This window comes from Allotamlana fucoidanivorans, from assembly GCF_045788535.1.
Classification (GTDB): domain Bacteria; phylum Bacteroidota; class Bacteroidia; order Flavobacteriales; family Flavobacteriaceae; genus Allotamlana; species Allotamlana fucoidanivorans.
This window is the reverse complement of record NZ_CP074074.1, coordinates 1,807,714-1,820,519: the sequence shown is the minus strand read 5'-3', so window position 1 is coordinate 1,820,519 and position 12,806 is coordinate 1,807,714. Positions and strand designations below refer to the sequence as shown.

The following is a 12,806-nucleotide window of genomic DNA, read 5'->3' as shown; positions in this document are numbered from 1 at the left end:
ATAACATAACTACAAAAACATAATTTTAATGATAACACGATGTAAACAACTAATACCTATACTTTTTATCGCTTTAATAATTTCCTGTAAACAGCATAAAAAAGCAGAAATCCCTATCTCAAAATCTGAAAGCTGGGTAAAACTATTCAATGGCAAAGATTTAAACGATTGGATTGTAAAAATAAAAGGACACCCTGTGGGTGAGAACTACAACAATACGTTTATTGCTGAAAATGGCGTGTTAAAAGTAAATTATAAAAGCTATAAAGATACCTTTAATAATGCATTTGGACATATTTACTATAAGAAGCCTTTTTCAAACTACCGCTTTAGAATGAAATATAGATTTACAGGCAAACAATTATCAGATGGTGCCGCGTGGGCCAATAGAAATAGTGGGATTATGATTCACTGTGAAAACCCAAAAAACATTGGGCTAGAACAAAACTTCCCTGTTTCCATTGAGGTTCAATTGCTAGGTGGCAATGGCGTTGATGAGCGTTCAACAGCCAACTTATGTACACCAGGCACCCATGTTGAAATGCAGGGCGCTTTACAAACCGAACATTGTATTAGCTCTTCTTCTAAAACCTATCACGGAGAACAATGGATAAGTGTTGAAATTGAAGTTAGAAAAGATTCCATCATTAAGCACTACATTAATGACGAACTGGTCTTGCAATATTACAAACCTCAATACGGCGGAAAAGTAGATTACAATGAAGATTTCTGGAAAGCAAAAGAAGGGCAACCTGTAACTGGTGGTTATATTTCGCTTCAAAGTGAAAGCCATCCTGTAGAGTTTAAGGACATTGAAATTCTTGAATTATAGAAATTTATTGATATGAAGAGACGATACTTTTTAAAAAAAAGCACCTTGGCAGCCACCCTCGCAGGAATTGGCATTCAACATGTAACAGCCAACAACTCTGCTTCTTCATTTAATAGTCACTATTCTAAATTCAAAATGAACTTTGCGCCTCATTTAGGCATGTTTGAACAACACGCTGGCAAAGACCCACTAGATCAGTTACATTTTATAGCCGATCAGGGTTTTACGGCTTTCGAGGACAACAATATCAAAAAAAGACCCATCCAGCTTCAAGAGTCTATGGTTAGAGTTATGACCGATAGAAACATTAAAATGGGAGTTTTTGTAGCGCATGATATTAATTGGAAACAACCTACACTCACTACAGGAAACATTGAATTACGCGATGCTTTTTTAAAACAAATAAAAGAATCTATAGAAGTTGCCAAACGCGTTAATGCCAAATGGATAACGGTTGTTCCTGGCCATTTAGACTTAAAACAACACATAGACTACCAAACGCATCATGTTATTGAAGCCTTAAAGCAAGCCTGTAGCCTACTTGAACAACACGATATTACTATGGTTTTAGAACCATTAAATTTCAGACTTCATCCAGGGCAGTTCCTCTCTAAAAGTCCGCAAGCTTACCAAATTTGTAAAGCAGTGAATTCACCATCTTGTAAAATATTGTTTGATATTTATCATCAACAAATACAGGAGGGCAACCTGATTCCTAATATTGAACAATGCTGGGATGAAATTGCATATTTTCAAATAGGAGACAATCCAGGCAGGACAGAACCCACAACAGGAGAAATAAATTTTAAAAATATTTTTAAATATTCTAAGTTCAATTAATAAGTGCAACACGAATATTTAAAATAGATGGGGCTAGCCCCATCTATTTTAGGCTCAATATTTATATTCGTTTTGGATGAAACATTATAAACAATTGACCTTACCACAAAGGTATCAAATCTCTGCGTTATTAGATGCAGGAATAAGTATTACTCAAATAGCTAAAACAATAGGTTTTAATAAGAGTAGTATATCACGAGAATTAAAGAGGAATACACCAAGTAGAGGCCGAACATCTGGTAAATACTTGCCAGAACACGCCCATCAAAAGACAAATGACAGGCATTGTACCAAAACAAAGTCTATAGCGTTGACAGATCAGCTTAAAGAACGTATTGCTGGATTAATGGAATATGAGAAATGGAGCCCAGAACTCATAGCTAAAAGACTTGCTAAAGAAGCTGAAACCTGCGTGAGTCACGAGACTATTTATAAATGGATATGGACTGCAAAACATAGCAATCATAGAAAACACAAACGCTACAAGAACCTTTACAAACACCTACGCCATACAGGTAGAAGGCAAAAAAGGAACAATGTAAAGGATAAACGAGGTGCAATAACAGGGCGCGTAGGCATAGATAAACGTCCCCAGGTCGTAAACCAACGTTCTCGCATTGGAGATATAGAAGTAGATTTAATGATGGGAAGCAACCACAAATCAGCGTTATTAGTAATGACAGATAGAACAACATTGATAACTATGATAGAAAAACTGGGTAGTAAAAATGCAGATGAAGTCTATCAAAAAATGAGTAAAAGACTCACAAACTTTAACTCATCTTGGATAAAGACCATAACTTTTGATAATGGAAAAGAATTTGCACAACACAATAAAATAGCGAAAGACTTAAATGTAAAAACATACTTTACAAGACCATATACCTCTCAGGATAAAGGAACAGTAGAAAATAGAATAGGCGTTATAAGAAGGTTTTTTCCAAAGAAAACAGACCTTAGAGAAGTATCAATCAAAAGAATAAAAGAAGTTGAAAAATTACTAAATTACAGACCTATTAGAAAGTTTAATTATAATAACCCTATTGAAGTCCTAAATAATAAGTGTGTTGCACTTATGGGTTGAACTCAGCTATATTCATTCAAAAGGATTTCAAGGTATCTTAGGCATGGAACACAAAAACTCAAAGCCGGGTAAAGCAGGTGAACAAGCTGTCATTGAGGCTTACAAAGACACATCTAGTTTTTAAGAACAAAACACTTATGAAAATACACCTAATACATTTTTTAAGTTTTTGTTTTCTTATAACCTCACTAACCGTTTTAAGCCAAGATAAGAAGCCCTTAGTTTATATATTCTCAAAAACTACTGGATACCGACACACTTCCATAGAGCCAGGTATAGAAAGTATAAAAAAATTAGGTGTAGATAATAATTTCAAAGTTAAGGCTACAGAAGACGCTCAAGAACTTACTGCAAATCTAAAAAACACTTCTGTTGTCGTTTTTCTAAGTACTACGGGGCGTGTTTTTAACCATAAGCAGCTTAACACATTTAAAAGGTTTATAAAAAATGGTGGCGGCTACGTTGGTATACATGCTGCTCCCATAGCTGAACCACAATCTCATTGGTACACCAAACTAGTTGGCGCTCGTTTTAATAATCACCCTAAACAACAAAACGCGACACTTCATGTTTTAAACAAAACACATCAAGCCACTCATTTTTTAGATAATACATGGACTCGATTTGATGAGTGGTATAACTACAAAGATTTCTGTAAACATATTAATGTACTATTAACAGTAGACGAAAATAGCTATGAAGGTGGTGAAAATGGCAACTTTCACCCCATTTCGTGGTACCATAAAACACTTGGAGGCTCAGCATTTTATACGGGTCTCGGTCATACCGATGAAAGTTTTTCTGACCCTATGTTTCTAAAACATATACTAGGAGGCATAACATACGCCTTAGGCCGATAAAAGCCTAATGTAACATATTTCGTTTTTTAAAAAACTACACCCCTATTAACATCTTACTTACTTCGTAATAAATACAACAAAGCTAAGGCTGATAAAATTAAGCCAATAAATTCTCTAGATCCTTCTAAATAAGGCTTCTCATAAACCATCTCTCCAAAAATCTCATTTCTGTTGTCTGTTTGCCACCAATCTACTACATAAGGAAAATATCTAACAGATAAGAGCAACACCGCCACTAAAGCCGTCCATAAAATAAATTTAGATATACTTTTTAAACCTGAAATCAAACACAAAACCGCCACCGTTCCATAAATAATAACCCAAAAAACGGGATCGGGATCATTAAGCTGCAACACTGCAAACATGATGAATATTACAAACAATACAATCTTAATACCTTTATTTAATTTTGATGGGATTCTCATAAATATATCGTTGTTAAAAATAGGCCTCTAATTTTTCAGTAAAACAACAAAATTAGTTTATACTGGAAGAAAATCTGTTTATTTTTTCAGTAAATAATTATCCGCAGCTTTTTAATTTTGCATATTTGTCAAACATTTTAAGCACATAAAACCTACTAATGAATTACACAAAATTTAGTCTATTTTTCTTAATCATATTTTTTACTAGCTTACCAATATTTTCGCAAGGTAACATAAAAGGAACTGCTACCAGTAATAACAAACCTTTAGAAAATGTAACCATATACTTGCACCCAAAAAACCTAAGCACCTCAACAAATAGTTATGGAGAATTTATATTCAGTGATATTCCTGACGGCAGTTATACCATAACGTCTTATTATCTAGGATTTGAAACCCAGTCACAAAACATTGAAATAAGAAATAATAATTTGAACTTGGTTTTTGAGTTAGTTCCTGATTTAATAAATCTGAAAACGGTTATTATTACGGGCTCTTTTGACTCCAGATTGAATTTACAATCAAGCACCTCGGTAAGTGCCTTAACCCCAAAAGACATCCAAGGCGTTTTCCCTAGAGGAACAGCTAATTTACTTCAAGACGTATCAGGCGTTTTTGTTGACGCATCGGCCGGTGAGGTTTTCACGAGGGTGTATACACGAGGGGTTTCTGCTTCTGCTGAAGATGATATGGGCTGGTATTATGTTTCTCTTCAAGAAGACGGACTTCCTGTTAGCTTGGCGCAGCACTCATACTATTCACCCGATTTATTTCATCGTTATGATTTAACGACCAAAAAAGTTGAGGCCATTAGAGGAGGAAGTGCTGCTATTACTGCTGCGAATGCGCCTGGCGGTATTTTTAATTTCTTATCGCATGGTGCTAACCATAACCTCAAAGGTATTGTTCAAACTTCAGCGGGAATTCAAGGCGATAGCAATCCTATTTATCGTATAGACACACACATTGGCGGTCCCTTGTCTAATAACTGGTTTTTCAATATTGGTGGTCACTATCGCCATGACGAAGGCGCTAGAAATTCTGAGTTTACGTTTAGCAAAGGCGGACAATTAAAATTTGATCTTACCAAAACCCATAAAAACGGTTATTTTAAAATTTACGGAAAAACGCTGAACGACTACACTAACAGATACACAGGTGTTGCTGCAAAAAACTGGAATCAACCCGCGGCAGCATTTGGTCAAGATTTTAAAAACACATCTTTATTAATGCCGTCGTTTAACGCCTATATTCCAGATGGAAGATATTTACAACAAGGTGCCACAAATCGCTTTAACCCTGCTCAGGGGGTTCATGCTAAAGATTTAGCGGCTGGCATTGAGTTATCTCAAAACCTAGGAAGGCATTGGACAGTAAAAAACAATTTTAAATATTCTTCTAAAAATGCCAATTGGCAAACATCTATAAGTAATGCTTTTGTATCCATAAATAATCCGTTGGCCTATTTTATAAGTGGGGCTAATTTCCCCATTGGTCAGGTAGTCTTTAGAGATGCAGAACATGGACATGAAGTTGCAAGAATTGACAATAGTGGTATTTTATCTGGACAACCAGCACAGTATTTAACAGATGGAAGATTACCAAATGATGCCGTCATGGGCACTTCGGCATGGTATAAAGATGTAGACGCCGATGAATTTATGAACCAACTTATTATTCAAAAGCAATGGGAAAATCACACGTTTAGCTCTGGCTTGTTTTTAGGTTTTTCAGACATGAAACATTTTACACAAGGAAGTTTTGGATATACTACCTATCAACCAACCCCTAAAATGTTACGTGTTACCCTTGAAAACCCTTCTCAACCCATTATTGAACTTTCTGACGCCAATGGGGTAAGTAATTACGGTGGTTTATTTTATGCTAATACAAATGCAAACATCTCACAGATTGCCCCATTTATCAATGATCGATTTAAAATAAACAACAAAATCTATCTAGATTTGGGGTTACGTTTTGAACATATTAAACACACAGGAAGCAAGGATAGATACGCTCCAAACACATTGAACGGTGGTGTTGACGGCAATCCAAATACAGCCTATGACAATGGTATTTTGGTTCCCACGGGAGAAAAAGACTTTTTTAACTACCTATACAATTATGTATCATACTCGGCAGGTATAAACTATAGCCTCACAGAAAACACATCTGTATTCGGACGGTTTTCAAGTGGCAATAAAGCCCCCGAGCTTAATTATTATTTCAATAATTTTTCAAATGTTCCTATTAACAAAAAAGGAGAGATTCAAAATATTATTCAAACAGAAATTGGATTGAAACATGCCACAAAAAACTTTTCTGCTTCAGGCACTCTATTCTGGAGCACTTTGAAGAATATTGGTGTCACTAATTTTGAATTTGATGATTCAACAAACGAAGTATTTTATACCCCTATTCTGTTTAACACTTCAAGAACCATTGGCCTAGAATGGGAAAGTTCATATAAACCGTTTAGTTTTTTACGCGTTTTATTTCATGGAGTGATTCAAGACCCCAAAGCAACGAAATGGCATGAATATGATGCTAACGGTACTGTAGATCCTGATGACGATATTATTTATGACTATTCAGGAAATACATTAGCTTTTAACCCAAAAATCATGTTTCACCTTGGAGCTGAATATGACGAAAACAAAACCTCTGCTTTTTTTAAGTGGCAATTCATGGGACAACGGGAAGGAAATGTATCAAATGGTTTCCAATTGCCTTCTTACAGTGTTTTTAATACTGGTTTAGGCTATAAAATCACTAAAAGCTGGTCGGCTCAAGTAATTATAAACAACCTTTTTAACTCTGCAGGATTAGCTAACTTTTTTGGAGCAAACAGCTTTGGTGCTTCTGGAAGTGGAGCCACTCCTGAATTTGTTCAGGCTAATCCTGATGCCAGCTTTGTTGTTGTTCCTATTTTACCTAGAAGTTCTATGCTAAAATTAAATTATACGTTTTAACCTAGTTCAACCATATAAGCCAGTAAAATTTAAAATCATCTGATAACAAAAAAGCGATGTTACTGAACAACATCGCTTTTTTGTTTACTCTAATTCTTAAAACTACTCAACAATAAACGTCCCTTTCATAATGGCATAATGCCCTGGAAAGCTACATAAAAATTCGTAAGTTCCTTTTGCTGGAGCTTCAAATTCAACTACAGCTGTTTCTCCGCCACCAATAAGCTTGGTATGCGCAATAACATCTTTACCAGCTTCGGGAATGTATTCTGTTTCCTTTGATGTGGCTGCTTTATTGCCAAACGCAACCAAGTCAGTTCCAGATTTTAATAACACAAAATTATGCCCCATTACATTTTTATCCATTTTCCCTAAATGCTTCAATGTAATCTTGACTGGCGCACCTGCTTTCACACGAATTTCTTTCTTGTTGAACTGCATGGCATCATTAGCGGTAATTACCACATCATTTATGTCATTTTTAACCTCGTTAGTGGTTTCAGCCTTATTTTCATAACTAAAACCTTCTTTCTTCTTGTCTTTTTTATCGCCACAACTTACCATAATAAAACAAGAAAAAACGGCTAGTATAAGGTGTTTGAATGTTTTCATTTTTAGTGTTTTGTTTTCATTAGACTTCTATACACCCAAATATATTAATATAAACCTATTTTACGGTATAGTTTCTTTCAATGAAATAAATTAAACGAAAAACACTGGTGTTATAAAATGTAATCTGTACTAATAAAGTTTGACGTTTTCTTTTCTAAAAGCTCCGTTAAAATAGCATTATTATATTCATTGTCTTTTGAAGCCACAAAGGTTCTAATTGAAAAAGAGCGTAACGCATCATGTACGCTTAACGTACCAAAAGCAGAATCCTTTCTACCTGTAAACGGATAAACATCAGGACCTCTTTGACATGAACTATTTAGATTAACACGACAAACCAAATTTACCAAAGTATCAATTAAAGGCGATAATGTGTGGATATTTTTCCCAAATAAACTCACTTGTTGACCATAATTAGACTCTGCCATATCATCAAGCGGCTCTTCAATATCTGAAAACGAAACCACAGGAACAACAGGTCCAAACTGTTCTTCTTTAAACACTCTCATATCTTTGGTTACTGGATATAAAACCGCCGGGAAAATAAAATTTTCTGTGGTTTCTCCTCCTTTTTTATTTAAAACAGAAGCGCCTTTTTCTTTAGCATCATCAATTAGCTCTTGAATGTATTCTGGCTTACCATCTTCTGGAAGCGGTGTTAGTTTAGCCCCGTCGTCCCATGGGTTACCAAACTTAAGTTTATCAACTTTATAGGCAAAGCGTCTATTAAACTCTTCAACAACAGACTCATGAACGTATAACACTTTTAGTGCTGTACAACGCTGACCGTTAAACGATAGCGTGCCTGCCATACACTCTTCAACCGCTAAATCTAAATCGGCATCAGGTAAAATAATGGCTGGGTTTTTAGCCTCTAACCCAAGTACCATGCGCAACCTATTACCTTTAGGGTGTTGCGCCTGAAGTGCATTGGCTGAATTACTATTCCCAATTAAAGCCAGTACATCTATTTTTCCCGATTGCATAATAGGCGTTGCTAAAACGCGTCCGCGACCATACACTATATTCACAACTCCTTCAGGGAAACTACTTTGAAAAGCCTCTAATAAAGGGGAAATTAACAAAACACCTAACTTAGCTGGCTTAAAAATAACAGGGTTCCCCATTATCAATGCGGGAATCAGCAGGGTAAATGTTTCATTTAACGGATAATTATAAGGTCCCAAACATAACACAACGCCCAAAGGCCCTCTACGAATATGCGCATATACACCCGAGTTTTTTTCAAACTTTGCAGAACTTCTATCTATTTGTTTGTAGGCTTCAATGGTATCATATATGTAATCAACCGTTCTATCAAACTCCTTTTCTGAATCTGGTAAATTCTTACCAATCTCCCACATTAATAATTTTACAACCTCTTCGCGCCTGGTTTTCATTTGCTCTACAAAGGTTTCCATGCAGGCAATTCTATCGGCTACTTTCATAGTTGGCCATAGTCCTTTACCATTATCATAGGCATTGCTTGCTGACTCTAAAACCTCTAGAGCTTCTTTTTCACCTAATTGCGGAATGGTACCAAGAAGTGTTTTCTTATATTCTGAGGTCGATGAAATTGTAGAATACACCTCTGCGGTTTCTCCATTCCAAGATCTCAGCTCTCCATTAACTAAATATGTTTTTTGATGTAATAAATTAGTAATTTTAAATGCTTCAGGGATGTCTTGAAAAGTTTGTTCTATTTCCATAGTTAGTTTATTTTAATTGCAGCCAACAAAAAGAAATACTTAATCTTTTTAGCTACACTTACAAACACCAAATTAACTAAAAACAACTGAAATTTACCCAAAAAACAACCAATAACTCTCTGTAAAACAACGAAAACGATTGCGACATATGAGTCTCACAAAACTAAACTAAAAACTGAAAAAGATCAGGTTTATCATTTAGATAATCGCCATAGAAATTATGTTTTTTTAATTTAGCTATAAGAGGCGCTAAATCATCTGAAGATTTTAATTGCACACCAACTACAGCCGAACCATTTTCTCTGTTGGTTTTCTTAGCATATTGAAAATATGTAATATCATCATTCTCACCAAGAATATCAACCACAAATTCTTTTAAAGCCCCTGCTCGTTGAGGAAAGTTTATAATAAAATAATGCTTTAAATTGGCATATAACAAAGCACGCTCTTTAATTTCAGGCGTTCTAGTAATATCATTATTGCTGCCACTCACTACACAAACCACGTTTTTACCTTTGATTTTTTCAGCATAAAAATCAAGTGCAGAAATGCTTAATGCGCCTGCTGGTTCTACCACTATGGCATCTTTATTATAAAGTTCTAAAATGGTTTCACAAACTTTACCTTCAGGCACCGCTATTATATCATCTAAATACTGTTTACATATAGCAAAATTTAAGTTGCCCACCCGTTTTACAGCAGCGCCATCAATAAATTTTTCTATTCTACTTAACTCTGTATTTTTATTGTTTTTGATAGAAACCAACATAGAAGATGCGCCTTCGGGCTCTACACCAATAATTTTTGTTTGCGGGGATAATGTTTTAAAAACGGTTGACAAGCCTGCAGCCAAACCGCCACCGCCAACAGGAATAAATACATAATCAACAGCTACAGTTGTCTGATCTAAAATTTCAAGTCCGATGGTAGCCTGACCTTCAATAACTTTTTCATCATCAAACGGATGAATAAAGGTTTTACCTAAAGCCTCACATTCGTTTATGGCAGCATAATAAGCATCATCAAAAGTGTCTCCTACAAGTTTTATTTCTATGAAGTGCTCTCCAAACATCTTAACCTGTTCAATTTTCTGGTTTGGTGTAGGAGCTGGCATATAAATGGTTCCGCGTATTCCCAATAGTTTACAAGATAACGCTACACCTTGCGCATGGTTTCCTGCACTTGCACAAACCACACCTTGTTTTGATTGCTTGGGCGACAAAGAACTAATTTTATTATAAGCGCCTCTAATTTTATAAGACCTAACTTGCTGTAAGTCTTCACGCTTAAAAAACACACGGGCTTCAAACTGTTTTGAGTACCTCAAGCTTTGACCTAAAGGCGTAACTGCCGATACTTTTCTAATAGTATCGGCAGCTACCTTTATATCATCTATTTTAGGAAAATATGTTTTGTTTTCCTTACTCATAAATTGTGTTTTATACTATGGGCTTCATAGCGGTCATGGAAGCTCTTAAGAATTCTCCAACTTTTTCAACAGGATGTTCTCTCAATACTTTATTAATAGCTATTAACTTAGCGTTATCAACACCTTTACCATTATCTTTTGCATAAGCTTTACCAATAACATCAGTTGATACTGTTTTCATAAAATCAGTCAATAAGGGCTTACATGCATGATCAAATAAATAACATCCGTATTCTGCCGTATCAGAAATCACACGGTTCATTTCGTATAATTTCTTTCTAGCAATAGTGTTTGCAATAAGCGGTGTTTCATGTAACGATTCATAATAAGCAGACGCATCAATAATACCTGAATCTGTCATCGCTTCAAAAGCTAACTCTACACCTGCACGAACAAATGCTACCATAAGTACACCATTATCATAGTATTCTTGCTCTGAAATTTCAACATCACTCGCTGGAGTTTTTTCAAAATTTGTTTCAGCCGTAGCTGCTCTCCATGATAATAAGTTTTTATCGTCATTAGCCCAATCTTCCATCATGGTTTTAGAAAACTCGCCTTCAATAATATCATCCATATGCTTTTGGAATAACGGACGCATGATATCTTTTAATTCTTCTGACAACTCAAAAGCTTTAATTTTTGCTGGGTTTGATAAACGATCCATCATGTTAGTAATACCACCGTATTTTAAACCTTCTGTAACCGTTTCCCAACCATACTGAATTAATTTAGACGCATAACCTGGGTCAATGCCTTCCTCTATCATTTTATCAAAACAAAGAATAGACCCTGTTTGTAACAAACCACAAAGAATAGTTTGCTCACCCATTAAATCTGATTTTACCTCAGCAATGAATGACGACTCTAAAACACCTGCTCTGTCTCCTCCAGTCGCTACAGCGTAGGCCTTTGCTTGCGCCCAACCTTTTCCTTCTGGATCGTTTTCTTCGTGCACAGCAATTAATGTAGGCACTCCAAAACCACGTTTGTACTCTTCACGAACTTCTGAACCTGGTGACTTAGGTGCCACCATAATTACTGTTAGGTCTTCCCGAATTTGCATACCCTCTTCAACAATATTAAATCCGTGAGAATATGATAAGGTAGCTCCTTTTTTCATTAAAGGCATCACAGCATTTACTGCACTGGTATGTTGTTTATCTGGCGTTAAGTTTAACACTAAATCGGCGGTTGGAATCAACTCCTGATAGGTTCCAACGGTAAATCCGTTTTCAGTAGCATTAACATATGAAGCACGCTTTTCTGCTATGGCTGCATCACGTAATGCATAAGACACGTCTAACCCGGAATCTCTCATATTAAGACCTTGATTTAATCCCTGAGCACCGCATCCTACGATAACGATCTTCTTACCTTTTAAAGCATTTACTCCGTCTGCAAATTCAGAAGCGTCCATAAATCTACACTTCGATAATTGATTTAACTTATCTCTTAGCGACAGTGTGTTAAAATAATTTCCCATTTCTATTTTTAATTGTTATTATTGATTATTGAATGCCATAAGCAATTCTGTTATTTTCATTTCTTCTTTTGTTACTGCAATACGCCCTGAACGTACAAACTGCATAATACCAAACACATTTAAATCGCGTCTTAGCGATTCAATTTCATGGCGTCTTCCAGATTTTTCAAGTACAAAAAACTCTTTATTTACCGTTACAATTCTTGTATTACTTTCTTTTATAATGTTTTGAATTTGAGGTTCATCAAACAGTAATTCAGACTTGATTTTAAACATACAAGATTCTGTAAAGATAGTCTCTTCATTTGTATGATAATACGCTTTTATGGTTTCAACCTGCTTTTCAATCTGTTTTACAATTTTTTCAGCATTTGTTTTGGTTACATTTACCACAATGACAAAACGATTCACGCCATCAATCTCAGACTGCGAGGTGGTTAAACTTTCTATATTTATATGTCTACGCTGAAATATAGCGGATATACGATTTAGCAAACCGATATTATTTTCGGTATAAACTGAAATTGTAAATGTTTTTATATCTTCACTCATTGCTC

The 12,806-nt window shown here is 35.5% G+C and carries 12 protein-coding genes; 6 read left to right on the top strand and 6 right to left on the bottom strand.

The genetic code is table 11. The annotated features are described in order from the left end of the window. The first annotated feature begins 28 nt into the window (after nt 1-28). From KFZ70_RS08345 to KFZ70_RS08325, 5 genes are all read left to right on the top strand, one after another. Nucleotides 29-832, top strand: a complete 804-nt coding sequence (locus tag KFZ70_RS08345) for a DUF1080 domain-containing protein (protein WP_139695252.1) — start codon at nt 29-31, stop codon at nt 830-832. A gap of 12 nt (nt 833-844) precedes the next feature. Continuing rightward, nucleotides 845-1,672 carry a hydroxypyruvate isomerase family protein gene (locus KFZ70_RS08340; RefSeq protein ID WP_139695253.1) on the top strand — a complete coding sequence of 276 codons (828 nt, stop codon included), beginning with the start codon at nt 845-847 and terminating at the stop codon, nt 1,670-1,672. A 76-nt stretch (nt 1,673-1,748) separates the two neighbouring features. Then, nucleotides 1,749-2,756, top strand: a complete 1,008-nt coding sequence (locus tag KFZ70_RS08335) for an IS30 family transposase (RefSeq protein ID WP_139698913.1) — start codon at nt 1,749-1,751, stop codon at nt 2,754-2,756. Next, nucleotides 2,737-2,880 (top strand): hypothetical protein, encoded by a 144-nt coding sequence (locus KFZ70_RS08330; RefSeq protein ID WP_394344300.1) that lies wholly within the window; start codon nt 2,737-2,739, stop codon nt 2,878-2,880. The genes KFZ70_RS08335 and KFZ70_RS08330 overlap by 20 nt, the downstream gene beginning before the upstream one ends. A 13-nt stretch (nt 2,881-2,893) precedes the next feature. After that, the gene (locus KFZ70_RS08325) at nt 2,894-3,616 is read left to right on the top strand and encodes a ThuA domain-containing protein (protein WP_139697286.1); all 723 of its coding nucleotides are present in this window, start codon (nt 2,894-2,896) and stop codon (nt 3,614-3,616) included. Between the two features lie 53 nt (nt 3,617-3,669). Here the strand turns inward: KFZ70_RS08325 and KFZ70_RS08320 are convergent, their stop codons facing one another. Further along, on the bottom strand, nt 3,670-4,041 hold the full coding sequence (locus KFZ70_RS08320) for a transmembrane 220 family protein (RefSeq protein ID WP_139697288.1): 372 nt from the start codon (nt 4,039-4,041) through the stop codon (nt 3,670-3,672). A gap of 158 nt (nt 4,042-4,199) precedes the next feature. Between KFZ70_RS08320 and KFZ70_RS08315 the strand changes: the two genes are divergently transcribed. After that, on the top strand, nt 4,200-7,013 hold the full coding sequence (locus tag KFZ70_RS08315) for a TonB-dependent receptor (RefSeq protein ID WP_139697291.1): 2,814 nt from the start codon (nt 4,200-4,202) through the stop codon (nt 7,011-7,013). Nucleotides 7,014-7,115: 102 nt separating this feature from the next. Here KFZ70_RS08315 and azu read toward each other — a convergent pair whose 3' ends face one another. The 5 genes from azu to ilvN form a co-directional block, all read right to left on the bottom strand. Beyond that, entirely contained in the window at nt 7,116-7,625 is a 510-nt protein-coding gene (azu, locus tag KFZ70_RS08310) for an azurin (protein WP_139697293.1), read from the bottom strand. 110 nt (nt 7,626-7,735) lie between these two features. Continuing rightward, entirely contained in the window at nt 7,736-9,334 is a 1,599-nt protein-coding gene (locus tag KFZ70_RS08305; RefSeq protein ID WP_199240678.1) for an NADP-dependent glyceraldehyde-3-phosphate dehydrogenase, read from the bottom strand. A gap of 163 nt (nt 9,335-9,497) precedes the next feature. Then, a complete protein-coding gene (gene ilvA, locus KFZ70_RS08300; protein WP_139697296.1) occupies nt 9,498-10,763 on the bottom strand; it encodes a threonine ammonia-lyase IlvA in 1,266 nt (421 codons plus the stop codon). A 10-nt stretch (nt 10,764-10,773) separates the two neighbouring features. Further along, complete coding sequence (gene ilvC / locus KFZ70_RS08295; protein ID WP_139697299.1) at nt 10,774-12,249, bottom strand: ketol-acid reductoisomerase; 1,476 nt, start codon at nt 12,247-12,249, stop codon at nt 10,774-10,776. Between the two features lie 18 nt (nt 12,250-12,267). After that, nucleotides 12,268-12,801, bottom strand: a complete 534-nt coding sequence (gene ilvN / locus KFZ70_RS08290) for an acetolactate synthase small subunit (protein WP_139697301.1) — start codon at nt 12,799-12,801, stop codon at nt 12,268-12,270. Between the last annotated feature and the right edge of the window lie 5 nt (nt 12,802-12,806).

Excerpts from the sequence above, each read along its gene's own strand:
- azu (WP_139697293.1), bottom strand. The coding sequence starts at position 7,625 with ATGAAAACATTCAAACACCTTATACTAGCCGTTTTTTCTTGTTTTATT.
- ilvA (WP_139697296.1), bottom strand. The coding sequence starts at position 10,763 with ATGAGTAAGGAAAACAAAACATATTTTCCTAAAATAGATGATATAAAG.
- ilvN (WP_139697301.1), bottom strand. The coding sequence starts at position 12,801 with ATGAGTGAAGATATAAAAACATTTACAATTTCAGTTTATACCGAAAAT.
- ilvC (WP_139697299.1), bottom strand. The coding sequence starts at position 12,249 with ATGGGAAATTATTTTAACACACTGTCGCTAAGAGATAAGTTAAATCAA.
- KFZ70_RS08305 (WP_199240678.1), bottom strand. The coding sequence starts at position 9,334 with ATGGAAATAGAACAAACTTTTCAAGACATCCCTGAAGCATTTAAAATT.
- KFZ70_RS08340 (WP_139695253.1), top strand. The coding sequence starts at position 845 with ATGAAGAGACGATACTTTTTAAAAAAAAGCACCTTGGCAGCCACCCTC.
- KFZ70_RS08315 (WP_139697291.1), top strand. The coding sequence starts at position 4,200 with ATGAATTACACAAAATTTAGTCTATTTTTCTTAATCATATTTTTTACT.
- KFZ70_RS08325 (WP_139697286.1), top strand. The coding sequence starts at position 2,894 with ATGAAAATACACCTAATACATTTTTTAAGTTTTTGTTTTCTTATAACC.
- KFZ70_RS08345 (WP_139695252.1), top strand. The coding sequence starts at position 29 with ATGATAACACGATGTAAACAACTAATACCTATACTTTTTATCGCTTTA.
- KFZ70_RS08320 (WP_139697288.1), bottom strand. The coding sequence starts at position 4,041 with ATGAGAATCCCATCAAAATTAAATAAAGGTATTAAGATTGTATTGTTT.
- KFZ70_RS08335 (WP_139698913.1), top strand. The coding sequence starts at position 1,749 with ATGAAACATTATAAACAATTGACCTTACCACAAAGGTATCAAATCTCT.